At 71.2% G+C, this 18357-nt stretch carries 20 protein-coding genes and 1 tRNA gene; 10 read left to right on the top strand and 11 right to left on the bottom strand.

The window, feature by feature from the left end; genetic code table 11:
• The first annotated feature begins 103 nt into the window (after nt 1–103).
• From ACFYYN_RS39100 to ACFYYN_RS39090, 3 genes are read left to right on the top strand one after another with little or no spacing between them, the layout of a single operon-like run.
• Nucleotides 104–865 (top strand): GNAT family N-acetyltransferase, encoded by a 762-nt coding sequence (locus ACFYYN_RS39100; protein WP_500549557.1) that lies wholly within the window; start codon nt 104–106, stop codon nt 863–865.
• Nucleotides 866–916: 51 nt separating this feature from the next.
• Nucleotides 917–1732, top strand: a complete 816-nt coding sequence (locus tag ACFYYN_RS39095) for a helix-turn-helix domain-containing protein (protein WP_500549556.1) — start codon at nt 917–919, stop codon at nt 1730–1732.
• Nucleotides 1729–1929: a DUF397 domain-containing protein gene (locus ACFYYN_RS39090; RefSeq protein ID WP_500549555.1), complete on the top strand. Its 201-nt coding sequence runs from the start codon at nt 1729–1731 to the stop codon at nt 1927–1929. Before ACFYYN_RS39095 ends, ACFYYN_RS39090 begins: the two co-directional genes overlap by 4 nt.
• 22 nt (nt 1930–1951) lie before the next feature.
• On the opposite strand, the gene ACFYYN_RS39085 is transcribed toward ACFYYN_RS39090, so the two are convergent.
• The 4 genes from ACFYYN_RS39085 to ACFYYN_RS39070 all read right to left on the bottom strand — a co-directional run bounded on the left by ACFYYN_RS39085 (nt 1952) and on the right by ACFYYN_RS39070 (nt 6804).
• The gene (locus ACFYYN_RS39085; RefSeq protein WP_500549554.1) at nt 1952–3424 is read right to left on the bottom strand and encodes a GH1 family beta-glucosidase; all 1473 of its coding nucleotides are present in this window, start codon (nt 3422–3424) and stop codon (nt 1952–1954) included.
• 73 nt (nt 3425–3497) lie between these two features.
• Complete coding sequence (locus ACFYYN_RS39080; RefSeq protein ID WP_500322776.1) at nt 3498–4415, bottom strand: carbohydrate ABC transporter permease; 918 nt, start codon at nt 4413–4415, stop codon at nt 3498–3500.
• A gap of 5 nt (nt 4416–4420) precedes the next feature.
• Nucleotides 4421–5452, bottom strand: a complete 1032-nt coding sequence (locus ACFYYN_RS39075; RefSeq protein WP_500322777.1) for a carbohydrate ABC transporter permease — start codon at nt 5450–5452, stop codon at nt 4421–4423.
• A 5-nt stretch (nt 5453–5457) separates the two neighbouring features.
• Complete coding sequence (locus ACFYYN_RS39070; protein ID WP_500549553.1) at nt 5458–6804, bottom strand: ABC transporter substrate-binding protein; 1347 nt, start codon at nt 6802–6804, stop codon at nt 5458–5460.
• Nucleotides 6805–6962: 158 nt separating this feature from the next.
• Here ACFYYN_RS39070 and ACFYYN_RS39065 point away from each other — a divergent pair, with 158 nt between their 5' ends.
• From ACFYYN_RS39065 to ACFYYN_RS39055, 3 genes are all read left to right on the top strand, one after another.
• On the top strand, nt 6963–7991 hold the full coding sequence (locus tag ACFYYN_RS39065; protein ID WP_500549552.1) for a LacI family DNA-binding transcriptional regulator: 1029 nt from the start codon (nt 6963–6965) through the stop codon (nt 7989–7991).
• A gap of 162 nt (nt 7992–8153) precedes the next feature.
• Entirely contained in the window at nt 8154–8342 is a 189-nt protein-coding gene (locus ACFYYN_RS39060) for a hypothetical protein (protein ID WP_500322782.1), read from the top strand.
• 55 nt (nt 8343–8397) lie between these two features.
• Entirely contained in the window at nt 8398–8901 is a 504-nt protein-coding gene (locus tag ACFYYN_RS39055; protein WP_499512006.1) for a pyridoxamine 5'-phosphate oxidase family protein, read from the top strand.
• A 7-nt stretch (nt 8902–8908) separates the two neighbouring features.
• Here the strand turns inward: ACFYYN_RS39055 and ACFYYN_RS39050 are convergent, their stop codons facing one another.
• Nucleotides 8909–9685 carry an isocitrate lyase/PEP mutase family protein gene (locus ACFYYN_RS39050; RefSeq protein ID WP_500549551.1) on the bottom strand — a complete coding sequence of 259 codons (777 nt, stop codon included), beginning with the start codon at nt 9683–9685 and terminating at the stop codon, nt 8909–8911.
• A gap of 108 nt (nt 9686–9793) precedes the next feature.
• On the opposite strand from ACFYYN_RS39050, the gene ACFYYN_RS39045 reads away from it, so the two are divergent.
• Together ACFYYN_RS39045 and ACFYYN_RS39040 are read left to right on the top strand one after the other, a co-directional pair.
• The gene (locus ACFYYN_RS39045; protein WP_499512004.1) at nt 9794–10003 is read left to right on the top strand and encodes a hypothetical protein; all 210 of its coding nucleotides are present in this window, start codon (nt 9794–9796) and stop codon (nt 10001–10003) included.
• Nucleotides 10004–10070: 67 nt separating this feature from the next.
• The gene (locus tag ACFYYN_RS39040) at nt 10071–10580 is read left to right on the top strand and encodes a flavoprotein (RefSeq protein ID WP_499512003.1); all 510 of its coding nucleotides are present in this window, start codon (nt 10071–10073) and stop codon (nt 10578–10580) included.
• Nucleotides 10581–10660: 80 nt separating this feature from the next.
• On the opposite strand, the gene ACFYYN_RS39035 is transcribed toward ACFYYN_RS39040, so the two are convergent.
• The 3 genes from ACFYYN_RS39035 to ACFYYN_RS39025 form a co-directional block, all read right to left on the bottom strand.
• Nucleotides 10661–10733, bottom strand: a tRNA-His gene (locus ACFYYN_RS39035).
• Nucleotides 10734–10824: 91 nt separating this feature from the next.
• Nucleotides 10825–11436 (bottom strand): oligoribonuclease, encoded by a 612-nt coding sequence (orn, locus tag ACFYYN_RS39030; RefSeq protein WP_500549550.1) that lies wholly within the window; start codon nt 11434–11436, stop codon nt 10825–10827.
• 5 nt (nt 11437–11441) lie between these two features.
• Nucleotides 11442–12962, bottom strand: a complete 1521-nt coding sequence (locus ACFYYN_RS39025) for a helix-turn-helix domain-containing protein (protein WP_500549549.1) — start codon at nt 12960–12962, stop codon at nt 11442–11444.
• 714 nt (nt 12963–13676) lie between these two features.
• Between ACFYYN_RS39025 and ACFYYN_RS39020 the strand changes: the two genes are divergently transcribed.
• Both ACFYYN_RS39020 and ACFYYN_RS39015 read left to right on the top strand, forming a co-directional pair.
• A complete protein-coding gene (locus tag ACFYYN_RS39020) occupies nt 13677–14198 on the top strand; it encodes a universal stress protein (protein WP_500322789.1) in 522 nt (173 codons plus the stop codon).
• 107 nt (nt 14199–14305) lie between these two features.
• The gene (locus ACFYYN_RS39015; protein WP_500549548.1) at nt 14306–14902 is read left to right on the top strand and encodes an acetate uptake transporter; all 597 of its coding nucleotides are present in this window, start codon (nt 14306–14308) and stop codon (nt 14900–14902) included.
• Nucleotides 14903–14975: 73 nt separating this feature from the next.
• On the opposite strand, the gene glmS is transcribed toward ACFYYN_RS39015, so the two are convergent.
• The 3 genes from glmS to ACFYYN_RS39000 form a co-directional block, all read right to left on the bottom strand.
• Nucleotides 14976–16790 (bottom strand): glutamine--fructose-6-phosphate transaminase (isomerizing), encoded by a 1815-nt coding sequence (glmS, locus tag ACFYYN_RS39010; RefSeq protein WP_500549547.1) that lies wholly within the window; start codon nt 16788–16790, stop codon nt 14976–14978.
• A gap of 43 nt (nt 16791–16833) precedes the next feature.
• A complete protein-coding gene (locus ACFYYN_RS39005) occupies nt 16834–17109 on the bottom strand; it encodes a hypothetical protein (RefSeq protein ID WP_500322792.1) in 276 nt (91 codons plus the stop codon).
• 73 nt (nt 17110–17182) lie between these two features.
• Nucleotides 17183–18349 carry an acyl-CoA dehydrogenase family protein gene (locus tag ACFYYN_RS39000; RefSeq protein WP_499511996.1) on the bottom strand — a complete coding sequence of 389 codons (1167 nt, stop codon included), beginning with the start codon at nt 18347–18349 and terminating at the stop codon, nt 17183–17185.
• Nucleotides 18350–18357 lie beyond the last annotated feature (8 nt).

Here is an 18357-nt window from a genome sequence, read left to right as displayed (position 1 = left end):
GCTGCACACCTACAATCACCACCGCGGACACACCGCGCTGAACGGCAAACCACCCGCCAGCCGCGTCCCCAACCTCACAAGGCAATACACCTAGGCTGCCCCCATGTCAGGACCGCAAATGCCGCAGATCCGCGCCTTCGTCACCGCCTTCGCCCGCCGCCAGGCCGCGCGCACCGTCGACCTCCCCGGTGGCTTCGCCGTCCTCGACGACGCCTACGCGTACTCGCACGGCAACAACCACGTGGTCGTGGACGGCACCGTGGATCCCGAGGCGCTGCCCGCCCTCGCCGACGAGGCGCTGGGCCACCTGAAGCACCGCGCGATCACCGTCCTGGACGACGCCACGGGCACCGCCTGCGCCGCGCCCCTGATCCGCGCCGGCTACCACCACTCCGCCGAGCTCGTCATGCTGCACACCGGCCCTGTGCCGGACGGCGGCCCCGCGGCGGAAGTGGACCTCGACGCCTTCCGCGCCCCTCTCGCCCGGCGCTGGCGCGGCTTCCTCCCGGAGGCCGACGACGAGGTCATCCGCCAGCTCGTCGACCGCCGCGAGGCCCGCCGGCGCGGTGCGGACGTCGTCCGTTTCATCGGCGCGCGGGCGCCCGAGGGAGACGTCGCCTCCTGGGCGGACCTCTACATCGACCCCGCGTCCGGCACCGCCCAGATCGAGGACCTCATCACCTCCGAGGCCCACCTCGGCCGCGGCCACGCCGACGCCGTCCTGTCCACGGCGCTGCGCCAGGCCGTCGACGCCGGGTGCGCCACCCGCTTCCTCGTCGCCGACGCGGACGACTGGCCCCGGCACTGGTACGCGCGCCGCGGCTTCACTGTCATCGGCCGCTTCCACAGCTTCGGACGCGACTGACGGCGCCGTTCCGTAGTCTGGTGACCACGGAGAGTACGGGGGTGGGTGCGGATGACCGGCGAGGTGACCCAGCCGCCGATGGCGTGGCGGTACTGCGGCAACCAGGTCAAGCTCTGGCGTGAGCAAGCGGGCGTCACGCGCGAGCAGTTGGCGCGTGAGGCGGCGTACGGCTATGAGACCGTGAAGTCCATGGAGCAGGGCCGCCGCCGGCCCAGGTCCCGCTTCCTGCAGATCGCGGATCATCTGTGCGGGGCCGGGGGGAAGTTGGCCGCGGCGGAGGCGTACCTCAAGCCGGAGAAGTTTCCGGCGAGGTCCCAGGACTTCTTCCGCTACGAGGCGGAGGCGGTGAGCCTCTGGTCGTACGAACCGCTGCTGATCCCCGGGCTGCTCCAGATCGAGGCCACCGTGCGCGCGCTGCTCGGAGCGCACCGGCCGCCGCTTGACGACGCGGTCCTGGAAGAACGGGTCCGGGCACGGCTGGAACGCCAGTCACTGCTGCGGCGCAGTCCACCCGTCGAGTTCAGCTTCGTGGTGTACGAGGCGGCTCTGCGCTGTCCCGTGGGCGGCACGGACACGGCGAAGCGGCAGCTTGCGCACCTGCTGGAGGTGGCCGAGCTGCGCAACGTCTCCTTGCAGGTGCTGCCCTTCGCCGCCGGTGCTCACCCCGGACTCAACGGGCCCATCGTGCTGCTGGAGACCCGGGAGCACGAACGCCTCGCCCTCACGGAGGGGCAGTCCCTCAGCCTGCTGACAGCGGACCCCGAACAAGTGGGTGCGCTGACGCAACGGCATGGCATGATCCGGACGGAGGCCCTCGGCGCCGACGAATCGGCGCGGTTCATCAAGCGGATGGCGGGTGAGGCATGAGCGGCGAACTGTCCTGGCGCAAGTCGACGTACAGCGACACCGAAGGCAGCAACTGCGTCGAGGTCGCCACCACCCCCCACCGCGTGCACGTCCGGGACAGCAAGGACCCGGACGGCCCCTCCCTCTCCTTCACCCCCGCCGCGTGGACGCAGTTCCTCCGCGGCGTGGGACGGGACGCGGCACCCCCCTCCGAGTAGTGCGCCGCGTCCCGCCGGTCCGTCAGGACGCGGTGTCCGCCTCCGCCGCGTCGGGGAGCGCGCCCGCGCGGGCGACGCCCGCGTACCAGTGGGCGCTGGACTTCGGGATGCGCTCCTGCGTCTCGTAGTCGACGTAGACCGCGCCGAAGCGCTTGCTGTACCCGTACGCCCACTCGAAGTTGTCCATCAGGGACCACAGGAAGTAGCCCCGCACGTCGGCGCCGTCGCGTACGGCGCGGTGGACCGCCTCCAGGTGGACGCGCAGGTACTCCACGCGCTCGGGGTCGTGCACGGCACCGTCGGGGCCCACGGAGTCCTCGTAGGCCGCGCCGTTCTCGGTGATGAGCAGCGGCAGGTCGGGGAACTCGCGGTTCATCCGCATCAGCAGGTCGTACAGGCCCGTGGGGTCGACGGACCAGCCCATCGCCGTCCGCTCGCCCGGGGGCTGGTGGAAGGCGACGTCGTCCGCGCCCGGCCAGGGGGAGAACGCGCTGGAGCCGTGGCCGTCGCTGCGCGGCCCGTCGACGGAAGCGCCGTCCGACACCAGGGTGGGCGTGTAGTAGTTGATGCCCAGCACGTCCAGCGGGTGGCGCTTGATCGCGGCGAGGTCGCCGTCCTGGACGAAGGACCAGTCGGTCAGGCCGCGGGTGTCCTCGAGCAGGTCCTTCGGGTACGCGCCGTTGAGCAGGGGGCCGGTGAAGACCCGGTTGCCCACGGCGTCGATGCGGCGTGCGGCGTCCACGTCGGCGGGGGAGCCGGTGAGCGCGCGGACCTGGTGCAGGTTGAGCGTGATGCCGAGCTGGGCGCGGGCCGGGAGGACCGAGCGCAGCGCCTCGGCGGCGCGGCCGTGGCCGAGGTTGAGGTGGTGCGCGGCACGCAGGGCGGCGACCGGGTCGGTGCGGCCCGGGGCGTGGACGCCGGAGCCGTAGCCGAGGAAGGCGCTGCACCAGGGCTCGTTGAGGGTGGTCCACAGCTGGACGCGGTCGCCGAGGGCCTCGGCGACGATCCGCGCGTACTCGCCGAAGCGCTCCGCGGTGTCGCGGGCGGGCCAGCCGCCGGCGTCCTCGAGCTCCTGCGGCAGGTCCCAGTGGTAGAGGGTGACGGCCGGCTGGATGCCGTGCTCCAGCAGCTCGTCGGTGAGCGCGCGGTAGAAGTCGAGGCCCCGCTCCACCGCCGGCCCGCGGCCGGTGGGCTGGACACGGGACCAGGAGACGGAGAACCGGTAGGCGCTCAGGCCGAGGTCGGCCATGAGCCGTACGTCGTCACGGAAACGGTGGTAGTGGTCGGCGGCCACGTCGCCGCTGTGGCCCTCGAAGACCTTGCCGGGGGTGTGGCTGAAGGTGTCCCAGATCGACGGGGTGCGCCCGTCCTCGGCAGCGGCGCCCTCGATCTGGTACGCGGCGGTGGCCGCGCCCCACAGGAAGCCGGGCGGGAACTGGTGGCCGCTTGCCGCGGCGGTGCCGCTCGCTGCGGGACGGATGTCGGACGCTGTCATACGGGAGCGCTCCCATCGGAACGAGTGAACAAGAGGAGAAGGGGGAAGGGCGCGGCCGTGGCCGCGGGAGGGCTCAGCCCTTGACCGCGCCCTGCATGATGCCGCCGACGATCTGCTTGCCGAAGATCACGAAGACCAGCAGCAGCGGGAGCGTGCCGAGCAGCGCGCCGGCCATGATGACGGACTCGTCGGGGATGTAGCCGCGGCCGAGGCTGGTGAGCGCGACCTGCACGGTCGGGTTCTCCTGGGTCAGCGCGATGATCGGCCAGAAGAAGTCGTTCCAGGCCGCGACGAAGGTCAGCATGCCCAGGACCGCCATCGCGGGCCGGGCGGCCGGGAAGACCACGTGCCAGACGATCCGCAGGCTGCTGGCGCCGTCGACGCGGGCGGCCTCGATGATCTCGGTGGGCAGGGCCTGGGAGAGGTACTGCCGCATGAAGAAGACACCGAAGGCACTGACGAAGGTCGGCAGGATGACCGCCTGGAGGTGGTTCGTCCAGTCCAGGTCCGCGATCCACAGGAACAGCGGCACCACGCTCAGCTGCGGCGGCACCATCATGGTGCCGATGGTCAGCATCAGCAGGAAGTTCTTCATCTTGAACTGCAGCTTGGCGAAGGCGAAGCCGGCGATCGTCGAGAACAGCACCGTGCCGATGGTGATGCTGCCGGCGACGATGGTCGTGTTCAGCAGCGCCGTGCTGAGGTTGGCCTCGGTCCACGCGGTCTGCAGGTTGCTGAAGAGGTTCGAGCCGAACCAGAACGGCGGCGGGGTCTGCGCCAGCCGCGAGTTCGTCCGGGAGGCGGCGATCGCGGTCCACACCAGGGGGAAGAGGGATATCGCCGTGAAGACGATCAGCACGATGTAGGTGAACGGGCCCGCGTGCAGCTGCCGTCCGGCCTTGGGCGCCCCGGGGGTGCGGCGCTTCGCCTTGCGGGGCGCGTCCGCTGCGCCGGCCGCCTGATCCGCCGGGTTGGTCGAGATGGTGGCCATCGTCGTCACCCCTCGTGGTTCTTGCGCAGCCAGCGGGCGACCAGCCCGTTGACGGCGGCGATCAGCAGCAGGAGCAGGAACATCGCCCAGGCGATGGCCGAGGCCCGCCCGAGGTGGTAGTTCGTCCAGCCCTGCTCGTACAGGTACAGGCCCAGCGTCTGGAACTGGTGGGAGGAGCCGCCCTTCTCGCCGCCGGGGCCGCCGAAGAGGAACGGCTCGCCGAACAGCTGGGTGGCGCCGATCGTCGAGACCACGATCGTGAAGAGGATCGTCGGCCGCAGCATCGGGATCGTCACGTGGCGGAACTGCTGCCAGCGCGAGGCGCCGTCCAGCGCGGCGGACTCGTACAGGTCGTGCGGCACGGCCTGCATCGCGGCCAGGTAGATCAAGGTGTTGTAACCGGTCCAGCGCCAGATCACGATCGACGAGACGGCGATCTGGGAGGACCAGGTGCCCGCCCGCCAGTCGATGTGGTGGCTGAAACCGAGGTGCTCCAGCACCCAGTTGATCATGCCGTAGTCGGTGCCGAACATCAGCGTGAAGACCAGCGTGGCGGCGGCCACCGACGTGGCGTACGGGGTGAGCATCGCGACCCGGAAGAAGGTCGAGCCGCGCAGCTTGTAGTTGAGCAGGTGGGCCAGGCCCAGTGCGATGAGCAGCTGCGGGACGGTCGAGATCACACCGATGGTGAACGTGTTCTTCAGGGCGTTCCAGAAGAACTCGTCCTCCAGCAGGCGGGTGTAGTTGTGGAAGCCGACGAACTCCCGCGCGTCGAGGTTGGTCAGCTCCACCCGGTAGAAGGAGGACCAGCCCGTGTAGATCAGCGGGAAGAGGCCGAAGGCGGCGAAGAACAGGAAGAAGGGCGAGACGAAGGCGTACGGCATCGCCTTGACGTCCCACCGGTAGCGGCGGCTGCGCCAGCGGCCGCGTCGCTCGTCACGTGCGTCGCGCGGACGGCCGGAGCCGCCGCGCGGGGCCGCGCCCCCCTCGGAGGGGGGCGCGGTCACTGCGGTCATGTCGGAGATCTCCGAAGCCATGCGGGTCACTGGTCCAGTGCGTTGTCGATTTCCTTCTCGGCAGCCGCCCAGCCCTGAGCAGGGGTCTTGCCCTGCTGCTCGACCTGCAGGATGCCGACGTCGGTGATCGCCGTGTAGATCTGCTGGTCCTTCGGACCGATCACCAGGGTCGGGATGCTCTTGGCCGCGTCGGCGAAGATCTGGCCGATCGGCGCGTTGTTGAAGTACTCGTGCTTGGCGTCCTTGACCTCGGGCAGGTCATAGGCGCCCGGGGCGCTCGGGAAGCTCGCCTGCTTGGCGAAGACCTTGGCCTGCTGCGCCGGGGCGGTCAGCCACGCGGCCAGCTTGACGGCCTCTTCCTTGTTCTTGCCGGCCGAGGGCACGCCCACGAAGGAGCCGCCCCAGTTGGCGGGCTTCGGCGCGGCGGCGACGTCCCACTTGCCCTTGCCCGCGTCGCCGGCCTTCTCCTGGATGTAGCCGAGCATCCACGACGGGCAGGGGAGCGAGGCGAAGCGGCCGTTGGCGAAGCCCTGGTCCCAGGCCTTGTCGAACAGCTTCAGCTTGGCCGTCATCTTGCCGGTGGTGGCCTCCATGGCCAGGTCCCAGGCCTCCTTCACGGAGGGGCTGGTCTTGTAGATGACCTTGCCGCTGCTGTCGTAGTAGCGCTCGGAGGCGGAGTTGCTGATCGCCTGGTAGAGACCGGCGGACGAGTCCAGGAACGTGGTGCCCTTGGGCGCGTTCTCGGTGTAGGTCTTACCCGCGTCCAGGTACTTGCTCCAGTCACCGGCCCACAGCTTGCCGACCTCGGCGCGGTCGGTGGGCAGACCCGCCTTCTTGAACAGGTCGGTGCGGTAGCAGATGGCCATCGGGCCGATGTCGGTGCCGAGGCCGATGGTCTTGCCGTCGGGGGTGCTGGCCTGGGCCCACTTCCAGTCGAGGTAGTTCGACTTCTCGACGCCTTCGGCCTTGGAGAGGTCCTCGAACTTCGCCGCCTGGGTGGTGACGATCTCGTTGATGTTGCCGACCTCGATGGCCTGGATGTCGCTCAGGCCGCTGCCGGCGGCGAGGTGGGTGAGGAGCTGCGGGTAGTAGGCGTCGTTCCGCTCGATCACGTTCTCCTTGATCGTGATGTTCGGATGCGCCTTCTCGTACTCCTCGTACAGACCGGCCTGCTTGTAGCCGAAGACACCGAAGGTGCCGACCGTGAGGGTGATCTTGCCCTTGCCGTCGCCCTCCGAGCCACCGGCCTTGGCGGGCTCGTCGCTGTCCTTGGAGCAGCCGGCGAGCAGGCTCACTCCGAGCGCGGCCACCGCGGTTATCGCTACGGCAGCGGTACGGCCTCGTGGCCGGGACGACTTCCTTGTCGTGCGCATTCGGGTCCTCCGGGATACGTGCGGGAAGTGTACGTGTTCGCTAGTGTGGGAGCGCTCCCACATGTGATGTGTTGAAGAGTCTCCGTTCCCCGATGAGGTGTCAAGGGAGCAGACGCTCTAAGTTGGCGCAGTTACCACCTCGTGATTGGGAGGCCGCAATGGTGATCGGCGGACGGCGCAGCGGCAGGCCGACGCTCGAAGAGGTCGCCGCGCGGGCCGGAGTGGGCCGGGGCACCGTCTCCCGGGTGATCAACGGATCACCTCGGGTGAGCGACCATGCCAAGGCCGCGGTCGAGGCCGCCATCGCCGAGCTCGGCTACGTCCCCAACCGCGCGGCGCGCGCCCTGGCGGGCAACCGGACGGACGCGATCGCCCTGGTCATCCCGGAGGCCGAGACCAGGCTCTTCGCGGAGCCGTACTTCTCCGACATCATCCGGGGCGTGGGCGCCGAGCTCGCCGACACCGACATGCAGCTGCTGCTCACGCTGCTGCGGACGCCCAAGGAACGGCAGCGCTTCGCCCAGTACCTCACCGCCCACCGGGTCGACGGCGTCCTGCTGGCCTCGGTGCACGAGGACGACCCGCTGCCCGACCTGCTGGAGCAGCTGGAGATGCCGACGGTGCTCAGCGGCCGCCGCTCCGACCTGGAGTCGGTGTCGTACGTCGACTCCGACAACGTCGGCGGCGCCCGTTCGGCGGTCGCGCACCTGCTGGGGCTCGGGCGCAGGAGCGTCGCGACCATCACCGGCCCCCTGGACATGTACGTCGCCCGCTGCCGCCTCGACGGTTACCGTCAGGCGGTCGAGGCCGCCGGGCTGGTCCACGACAACGCGCTGGTCGCGGCCGGCGACTTCACCGAGGAGGGCGGCCGCGCCGCGATGCGGGCGCTGCTGGAGCGCCGCCCCGGCGTCGACGCGGTCTTCGCGGCCTCGGACGTCATGGCCGGCGGCGCGCTGCAGGTGCTGCGCGAGCGGGGCCGGCGGGTGCCCGACGACGTGGCGCTGATCGGCTTCGACGACTCCGCCATCGCGCGCCACACCGACCCGCCCCTGACCAGCGTGCGGCAGCCGATCGAGGAGATGGGCCGCACCATGGCGCGGGTGCTGCTGGAGGAGATCGCGGCGAGCACCGCCACCCGCCGGCACGTCGTGCTGTCGACCGAGCTCGTGCGCCGCGAGTCCGCGTGACCGCCGCCCCGGCGGAGCGCAGTGCCAAGTGACGCCTACGACCTGAAGAGTTGGCCCGGATGCCGGGGGTGAGCCCCGTCACGTGAGGAGGGTCACGTGTGACATGGGCCCACGGGGCGCCATCCGCGGCTCTTTGTCACACCCCTCTCCTAAAATCAAGACATGCCACCGACCGTTCTGGACCGCCGCTCCGTCGAAGCCGCCAATGAGGCCATACGGCGGTACGTCGCGGGCCGGCGCACCTGGTCGCGCGCCGAACTGGCGGAGCTGGACCGCCTCCGCGGGATCTGGCAGGCCGCCCGCCAGGGACAGGGCGACGCCCCGGCCCGCCGCCTTCCGGGCGAGGACTGACACCGCCCCGGCAATGCCGACAGAGGATGTCGGGTATGCCGGGGAGCATGACGGCATGACGACCAGCTGGACAGACTTCCAGGAAGCACAGCCCGGCCTCGCCGAGGCCGTGCGCACCCGATTCGGCGGCTACAAGCACCACGTCCTCGGCACCCTCCGTGCCGACGGCTCACCCCGGCTCAGCGGCATCGAGGCCGAGTTCCGGCTCGGCGAGCTGTGGCTCGGCATGATGCCCGGCTCCCGCAAGGCCCTCGACCTGCGCCGCGACCCGCGCTTCGCGCTCCACGTCAACCCCGGTCCCGACACCTCCATGGACGGGGGCGACGTGCGGATCTCCGGGCGCGCCGTCGAGGTCACCGACCCGGCGGCGATCGCCCGCTTCACCGGCGAGGTGACGGTGCCCGAGGGGCCCTTCCACCTCTTCCGTGCCGACATCGCCGAGGTCGTGCGCACCTACGTCGAGGACCCCGACCTCGTCCTGCAGGTGTGGCGGCCCGGCGGTCCGCTGCGCACCGTGCGCCGCGGCAACGACGAGTCGCCCCCGCGCACGGACGGCTGAGGTGCCGTCAGTCCTCGGGGAAGGGACTGTCCCCGCGCGCCACGGTCGCGAGGAGCCCGGAGAAGTACCGCTGGACCATCTGGTGGAGCTGGTGGCCGAAGCTGATCCGCGCCACCCCCAGCTCCGCCAGACGGGCCGGTGAGGGCCCGCCCGGCCGGGACAGCACGTTGACCGGGCGGCCGTCCACGGCCTCGACGACGGCCCGGACGGTGGCCTCGTCCAGCGCCCCGATCGGGTAGACGCAGTCCGCGCCCGCCTCCAGGTACGCCCGTGCCCGGCCCGCCGCGTCCGCCAGCCGCTCCGCGGCACCGGCGCCGCCGCGGAGGAAGCAGTCCGTCCGGGCGTTGATCACCAGCTCCGGGGCCGCCGCGCGCAGGGCGGCGATGTACGCCGCCTGCTCCCCGGGGTCGGCCAGCAGCCCCGTGCGGTGGTCGGTGTCCTCCAGGTTGCAGCCCACGGCACCGGTCGCGGCCAGCCGCTCCGCCAGCTCCGCGGGCGGCAGCCCGTAGCCCCGCTCCATGTCGGCGGTCACCGGCACGGGGACGGCACGGGCGATGCGGGCGACCGCGGCGCACATCTCGTCCGCGGGGGTGTCCTCCTGGTCCTGGTAGCCCAGGGTGGGCGCCACGGCCGCGCTCCCGGTGGCGACCGCCGGGAAGCCCGCGTTTGCCACGGCACGTGCCGAGGCGGCGTCCCAGACGTTCGGCAGGACCAGCGGGTCGCCCGGCACGTGCAGGGCGCGGAGTCGGGAGGCGAGGGCCGTACGGGAGGGCTCGGTGCTCATGCCCTCCACGCTACGAGCGCGGGCCCGGACCCGACGAGGGCCATTCACCCGTCGTGCGGCAGGGCCACTTCGGGTGCGCCGGGCGCCGGGGTGCCGCAAGCTGGACGGGTGAGCACCACCCCGATCGTCGTGTCCCCCGTCCAGGCAGGGGACCCGCCCTTCCGCATCGTGCAGATCGACGGGGAACCCGTCGGCATCGCCCATGACCTGCTCGACGTCGTCCGCATCGCCCTCGACGCCGGGCGGGAGCACGTCGACTTCGACGACCCCCAGGCCGTGCGCTGGCTCGGCGGGGGCAAGTACCACTGGGCCCCGTGAGGCCCTCCGGACGTCCGGTCCTCCGTACGGTTGCGTAAGATCCACTTCCCGCGATTGGGTGGTCCGCATGACTCGGACCCTCTACCTCTTCGCCGGTGCCGCCCCCTCCGTCTTCGACGTCGCGCGCGTCATCGAGGACGCCCAGGTGCGCGGCTGGGACGTCTGCCTCGGCCTGACGCCCACCGCGGCCCGCTGGCTGGAGCCGAGCCTGGACGGGCTGGCCGCGCTGACCGGCCGCCCGGTGCGCCACGAGTACCCGCTGCCCGGCCGGCCCGAAGTCTGGCCCCCGGCCGACGTGATCCTGGTGGCCCCGGCCACCTTCAACACGATCAACGGGTGGGCACTGGGCCTGACGGAGACGTTCGTGGCCGGCACCCTCGCCGAGGGCATCGGCAAGCGCGTCCCGATGGTGGCGATGCCGTCCGTGAACGCGGCGCTCATGCAGCACCCGCAGTACGAGCGCTCGCTGGAGACCCTGCGCGCCGCCGGGGTCACGGTGCTCTTCGGCGACGCCGGGTCCGGCCCGGAGTACCCCTGGCAGCCGGCGCTCGCCGCCGCCGAGGCGGTCGCGGGCTGACCCGCCCCGCCCGGGGTCACGAGGGCCCGGAAACGAGGAAGGCCCGGTCTGCTTCCGCAGACCGGGCCTTCCCTGGTGAGGGTGAGTGACGGGACTCGAACCCGCGGCATCCTGGACCACAACCAGGTGCTCTACCAGCTGAGCTACACCCACCATGACCGGTGATTGTTACTGCTTCCCACCGGCCGAGAAAAAGTGTACAGGGTCCGGAGGGGTGCTCGCTGCCGCGTTTTCCGTGGGTCGCTCAGTCCGAGGTTTCCGCAGGCAGGACGTACTTCGCGGCGATCGAGCGCGCCGTGTCGGTGTCCGGCCCGGGCTGGGGCACGAAGACCGCCTCGCGGTAGTAGCGCAACTCCGCGATGGACTCGCGGATGTCGGCGAGGGCGCGGTGGTTGCCGTTCTTCTCCGGGCTGGCGAAGTAGGCGCGCGGGTACCAGCGCCGGGACAGCTCCTTGATGGAGGAGACGTCCACGATGCGGTAGTGCAGGTGCTGCTCGAGCGTGGGCATGTCCCGGGCGAGGAAACCGCGGTCGGTGGAGACCGAGTTCCCGCACAGCGGCGCCTTGCGGGGCTCGGCCACGTACTGGCGGACGTAGTCCAGGACCAGCTTCTCCGCCTCCTCCAGCGTCACCCCGCCGTCGAGCTCGTCCAGCAGGCCGGAGGTGGTGTGCATCGTGCGGACGATCTCCGGCATGCTCTCCAGTGACTCGGCCGGCGGACGGATGACGATGTCCACCCCCTCGCCGAGCACGTTGAGCTCCGAGTCGGTGACGAGCGCCGCCACCTCGATCAGAGCGTCCTGGGCCAGGGAGAGCCCGGTCATCTCGCAGTCGATCCACACCATCCGGTCGTTCATACGTCTCACCCTACGGGGCGATCCCGCGGAGCAGGCATAGTCGCGCTGCGGCTGCGTCCGTCACGGCCGTCCCGGTCACCGCGCGGCCGCCGGGCGCCGTGCGGCTCGCGGGCGTCGAAACGGCTGCCGGGCTGCTCCGGGATGCGCGTCGCGTAGGGCGGCTCGGCGTCGGTCTTGGCCGTGCCCGGGCCACCGCCGGGACCGGCCTGCCCCGCGATCTGCAGCACCCCGCCGTGACTGCGGTCCGCGGTGGGCACGGGGCTGCGGCGCGGGGCCGGCACCGGGCCGCCGGCCGCCTCGCCGCCGCGTGGTTCCCGGGCGGCGGCGAGCGCGTTGTCCGGGTCGTCCTGCGGGCGCCGGGCCCGGTAGGCCGCCCGGTACGAGGCGGGGGAGGAGCCGAGCTGGCGGCGGAAGTGACCGCGCAGCGCGACGGGCGAGCGGAAGCCGCAGCGCGCGGCGACCTCGTCCACGGAGTAGTCGGAGGTCTCCAGCAGCCGCTGCGCCTGCAGGACGCGCTGGGTGATCAGCCACTGCAGGGGCGCGCTGCCGGTCAGCGTGCGGAAGCGGCGGTCGAAGGTGCGGCGGCTCATGTAGGCGCGGGCGGCGAGGGTCTCCACGTCGAACTGCTCGTGCAGGTGCTCCAGCGCCCAGGCGACGACCTCGGCGAGCGGATCGCCGCCGATCTCCTCCGGTAAAGAGCGGTCGAGGTGCCGGGGCTGGCCGCCCCAGTCGCCGCGCCGCGGCGGCACGACCAGCCGGCGGGCGAGCGCGTTGGCGGCCTCGCCGCCGTGGTCGCTGCGTACGACGTGCAGGCACAGGTCGATGCCGGCGGCGGTGCCCGCGCTGGTGAGGACGTCGCCGTCGTCGACGAACAGCTCGCGCGGGTCGACGTGGACGGACGGGTAGCGCTTGGCGAGGGTCGGCGCGTACATCCAGTGCGTGGTGGCCGGGCGGCCGTCCAGCAGCCCCGCGGCGGCGAGCACGAAGGCGCCGGTGCACAGCCCGATGATGCGTGCGCCCTCCTCGTGCGCGCGGCGCAGCGCGTCCAGCGCCTCGGCGGGCGGCGGCTGCGAGATCGAGCGCCAGGCGGGCACGACGACCGTGCCGGCCCGCGACAGCGCCTCCAGCCCGTACGGGGCCGACAACTCCAGCCCGCCGGTGGTGCGCAGCGGGCCGTCCTCACCGGCGCAGACCAGCAGCCGGTAGCGCGGCACGCCCGCGTCCTGGCGGTCGATGCCGAACACGGAGAGCGGGATCGAGCTCTCGAAGATCGGGCCGCCGCTGAACAGCAGTACGGCGACGACCTCCTGACGGCGTCGTGCCGACAACTTCCGTGGCCCCCGGCCCTGTTGGGCGGTGGCGGACGGGCCGGTTGGGCCTGACGGAACGGAGGTGCTCACCGGGACGCCGGACGCTCCCGGGACGTGCGGGACGCCCGGTGCCCCCGTCGACGCGGACGGTGCGGTGGACATGCCGGCGGCCGACTGGATCTCCGCCATGGTGCCGGTCCTGGACTCCTGTGTCATGGAGCTCAAGCCCCCCTCGGTCGTCTGGTCCTCTCGGTCCTGCACGGGTCCCCCGCCGTTGTCACCCAAGATCGAATCTACTGGTTCCGCTGTACCCGCAGTGGCAAGTTCACCACCTGCCGGTATGTCGACATGACCACGTGGCGTGAAGCATTCGATCACGAAGCGTTCCCCTCGTGAAGTGTGCCTTCCGCGAGGGGAACCGGCGCACAACGCCCGTGCGCCCCCTCATTCCGCTTCCGCCCTGGTGGCGGCGGGGGTTGTGGCACATGATCCCAAGTCCCCCTGGGCATAGGGAAGTTGGCCGAAAATGATGGGAAGTCCTGTACGCACCCCTGGTCAGCGCTCCGTCGTACGCCCCTTGTGTGGCCGGAGAACGAGTGCGCCCCCTGTGCCTCGTACGGCCGGGAGGACGATTCCGGATATGGCCGGAGGCGGACAGCGGGAGAGGGCCGGGCGCGAGGTGACTTGTCCGATTGGCGGCGGGGCGTTGCGCTCGACGGCCGGCTCCGGCATTCTCCTGGAAACTCCGGGGTAGGGGGACGCTGTGAGGGCGCCTGCGCATCTGTGCAGGGGCCCCCAGTCGCCGTACTCTGGAGTCAGCGGGAAGGGCAGCCCCTTACCGGTCGAAATCAGGCCGGTCCCGCGGCCCCCGCACTGTTGTTGTCCGCCCACTCGGCGCTCCCGGCGCCGACCTTGCCGAGAAACCGCATCATGGCCGGTTACGAGCTCCCCGAGCCCGCCGACGGAAAGCCGCTCGCCGAATCGGCGGCGGCCCCGGAGGCGGCCTGCGAGCCGCGCACTTCCTGTGATCCCGCCTTCCGGCACGGCGTGGTCGTCGGTTTCGACGGCTCCGTGTCGAGTGAGCGGGCCCTCGCGTACGCCATCGGCATGGCACGCCGGTCCGGTTCTGCGCTGATCATCGTGCACGTCGCCAACAGGCTCCCGGCGACCGTGTGGGCGGGCTGCGAGCCGCCCGTTTTCGTCGACGTCCCCGACCACCGCACCGAGGTGCTCGGCCTGGAACTTGCCTGCGCCGACCACCTGTCGGAGGTCCCGTGGATCCTGGTCGAGCGCGGCGGCGACATCTGCCACGAGCTGGAGGAGGTCGGCCGGGAGTACGAGGCCGACGCCATCGTGGTGGGTGGGACGCACGGGATCATCGGCAAGATCTTCGGGTCGGTCGCCGGACGGCTCGCGCGGCGCGCCCAGCGGCCTGTCGTGGTCATTCCATAACGATTCGGTGCACGCCGCCGTGAATACGGCCTCCGCAGGATTGCTTGTGCCCTTGTGAAGGGTATCTCATCAGCAGTTTCTTCCCTCGTACACGAAGGGGGCCCGCGGTGGACAACGACGTCTCCACGGCGCGCACGGCAGGAGCCGGTGCTACGGCTCTGGGATATCTGACACTCGGCCTGACGCTGATCGCCTACGGGCTGCTCAGCACCGGCGTATTCGACAACACCGCGGCGGCGGATGCCGCGCGGCTCGCGCTGGTCGTCGGCGGCGTCACGCAATTCGTCGCCGGCATGTGGGAGTTCTACGGTGGCAACGGCTTCACCGGCACCGCCTTCGCCTCACTGGGCGCCTTCTGGGTGACCTGGTCGGCGGGGTCCGGCGCGGGCGCGAGCAAGGAGGCCGCCGGGCTCTTCATGCTCCTGTGGGCGCTGCTGGCGCTCAGCCTGACCATGGCCGCGTGGCAGATGGGCGGCGTGGCGCAGGCGGTCTTCGGGCTGCTGACCGTGGCCACGGCCCTGTCCGGCATCGCGGCACTCGCCTCCAACAGCGGCCTCGGCAAGGCGGGCGGCTGGGTCGGCCTCGCGGCCGGCGCGGTCGCCTGGTACGGCGGGACCGCACTGCTCACCAACGCCACGTGGGGCCGACGCGCCCTCGCCGACGGCTGGCGGCTGACCATGCCGCACCGTGGGCACGCGGCCTGACGTCCGGGGAGGCAACGGCGAGGCCCCCCGCGCCGAAGGGCGCGGGGGGCCTCGTGCGTGCCGGGGCCGTCGGCTACTCGACCGTCACGGACTTCGCGAGGTTGCGCGGCTTGTCGATGTCCCGGCCCAGGGCCAGCGCCGTGTGGTAGGCCAGCAGCTGGAGCGGGACGCCCATCAGGATCGGGTCGAGCTCGTCCTCGTTCTTCGGGACGACGATCGTGTGGTCCGCCTTCGCCTGCTCCTGGTGCGCGACCGCCAGGATCCGGCCGCTGCGGGCCTTGATCTCCTCCATCGCGGCGCGGTTCTTCTCCAGCAGCGAGTCGTCCGGGATGATCGCGACCGTCGGCATCGCGGGCTCGATCAGGGCCAGCGGGCCGTGCTTGAGCTCGGAGGCCGGGTAGGCCTCGGCGTGGATGTAGGAGATCTCCTTGAGCTTCAAGGACGCCTCCAGCGCCACCGGGTAGCCGCGCACCCGGCCGATGAACATCATCGACTTGGCGTCCGCGTATTCGGCCGCCAGCTTCTTGATGTCCTCCTCCTGCGTGAGGATCTCCTGGATCTGCTCGGGCAGCCTGCGCAGGCCCTCGATGATCCGCTTGCCGTCGGCCACCGACAGGTCGCGGATGCGGCCCAGGTGCAGGGCGAGCAGCGCGAAGGCGACGACGGTGTTGGTGAAGCACTTGGTGGAGACGACGCAGACCTCGGGGCCGGCGTGGACGTACATGCCGCCGTCGGTCTCACGGGCGATCGCGGAACCCACCACGTTCACCACGCCGAGGACGCGGGCGCCCTTGCGCTTGAGCTCCTGGACCGCCGCCAGCACGTCGTACGTCTCACCGGACTGCGAGACGGCGATGTAGAGGGTGTCGGGGTCCACGACCGGGTTGCGGTAGCGGAACTCGGAGGCCGGCTCGGAGTCGGCGGGGATACGGGCCAGGCCCTCGATCAGCGAGGCACCGATCATCCCGGCGTGGTAGGAGGTGCCGCAGCCGAGGATCTTCACGCGGCGGATGCCGCGGGCCTCGCGGGCGTCGAGGTTCAGGCCGCCCAGGTGCACGGTGGAGAACTTGTCGTCGATCCGGCCGCGCAGCACGCGGTCGACCGCGTCGGGCTGCTCGCTGATCTCCTTGTGCATGTACGTGTCGTGACCGCCCATGTCGTAGGAGGCGGCCTCCCACTCCACGGTCTCGGGGGTGGCCGTGGTGCGGGTGCCCGAGGTCGTGTAGGTGCGGAAGTCGTCGGCCTTCAGGGTGGCCATCTCGCCGTCGTCGAGCGTGACGACCTGGCGGGTGTGGGAGATCAGCGCGGCGACGTCGGAGGCGACGAACATCTCCTTCTCGCCGATGCCGAGGACCACCGGCGAGCCGTTGCGGGCCACGACGATCCGGTCGGGGAAGTCGGCGTGTATGACGGCGATGCCGTACGTGCCCTCGATGACCTTCAGCGCCTCGCGGACCTTCTCCTCCAGGGACTCGGCCTGGGAGCGGGCGACGAGGTGGGTGATCACCTCGGTGTCGGTCTCGGAGGCGAAGACCACACCGTCGGCCTCCAGCTTGGCGCGCAGCTCGGCGGCGTTGTCGACGATCCCGTTGTGGACGACGGCGACCTTGCCCTCGGTGTCGAGGTGCGGGTGCGCGTTCTCGTCGCTGGGGGCGCCGTGGGTGGCCCAGCGGGTGTGGGCTATGCCGGTGGTGCCGGCGAAGCGCTTGGGGACCCGTGCCTCCAGCTCACGGACCCGGCCCTTGGCCTTGACGGCCTTGAGCCCGCCGGACTTGCCGGCGACCACGATGCCCGCGGAGTCGTAACCGCGGTACTCCAGCCGCTGCAGGCCCTCCAGCAGCAGCGGGGCGACATCACGCTTCCCGATGTAGCCGACGATTCCACACATGTTTCCGTCCCTCCCGGTCGCTCGAGGCGGCCCGGTCTCGCTGTCAGCCGTAGACGATGCGGCGCAGCTGCCGCAGTGAGTACCCGGGCGGCGTGACCGCCCGGTACGGCAGCTCGGCCGTGATCCGTTCGAAGATCTCCGCGTTCTGCAGGCCCTTGGCCTGCAGCTCGCGGTGGCGGCGCCGTACGAAGTCCTCGGCCGTCTCGTCGAAGTACGCCAGGATGTCGAGGACCACCCGGGCGGCCTCACCGCGTTGCAGCGGCGTGGTCCGCACCAGGTGGTCGACGAGGTCGTCATGTGTCGTCTGGCGTTCGAGCACCGGTCGATACTGAGGGAAGGAGGAGGCTGATCGCAAGATTTCTGCCCGATATCGGGCAGGGAGGTGGCGAAAACTACGCCGGAAGGCCGAGCTCGCGCGCGATCAGCATGCGCTGCACCTCGCTGGTGCCCTCGCCGATCTCCAGGATCTTGGAGTCCCGCCACATGCGCGCGACCGGGTACTCGTTCATGAAGCCGTAGCCGCCGTGCACCTGGGTGGCCTCGCGGGCGTTGGTGACCGCGATCTCCGAGGAGTAGAGCTTGGCCATCGCCGCCTCCTTCTTGAAGGGCTCCCCTGCGACCAGCCGGGACGCCGCGTCCCGCCAGGCCAGCCGGGCGGTGTGGGCGCGCATCTCCATGTCGGCGAGCTTGAAGGCGACCGCCTGGTTGCTCCCGATCGGGCGGCCGAAGGCGGTGCGCTCCTTGGCGTAGGCCACCGACTCGTCCACACAGCCCTGCGCCAGACCGGTGGCCAGTGCCGCGATGGCGATCCGGCCCTCGTCCAGGATGCGCAGGAACTGGGCGTAGCCCCGGCCCCGCTCGCCCAGCAGGTTGGCGGCCGGCACACGGCAGTCGGAGAAGGACAGCTCGCGGGTGTCGGAGGCGTTCCAGCCGACCTTGCTGTACTTCTTCGACACCGTGAAGCCCGGGGTGCCGGAGGGCACGATGATCGAGGAGATCTCCGGGCGGCCGTCCTCCTTGCGGCCGGTGACGGCCGTGACCGTGACCAGCGAGGTGATGTCGGTGCCCGAGTTGGTGATGAAGCTCTTGGTGCCGTTGATCACCCACTCGCCGGTCGCCTCGTCCAGCCGGGCGGTGGTGCGGGTGCCGCCGGCGTCGGAGCCGCAGTCCGGCTCGGTCAGCCCGAAGGCGCCCAGCTGCTCGCCGGAGGTCAGCTGGGGCAGCCACTGCCGCTTCTGCTCCTCGGTGCCGAAGCGGAAGACCGGCATGGCGCCGAGCGAGACCCCCGCCTCCAGGGTGATCGCCACGGAGGAGTCCACCCGGGCGAGCTCCTCCAGGGCGATGCAGAGGGCGAAGTAGTCGCCGCCCATGCCGCCGTACTCCTCGGGGAAGGGCAGGCCGAACAGGCCCATGCGGCCCATCTCGCGGATGATCTCGTAGGGGAACTCGTCGTGCTCGTAGAACTCGCCGATCTTCGGCGCGACGACGTCGTGCGCGAACTCCTCCACGGTGCGGCGGAGTTCCTCGTACTCGGCGGGGAGCCGGTGGGCGGTCGTCATGGCTGTGG

This window comes from Streptomyces sp. NPDC001902 (assembly GCF_042891295.1).
Classification (GTDB): domain Bacteria; phylum Actinomycetota; class Actinomycetes; order Streptomycetales; family Streptomycetaceae; genus Actinacidiphila.
This window is presented reverse-complemented; position numbering and strand designations above follow the sequence as displayed.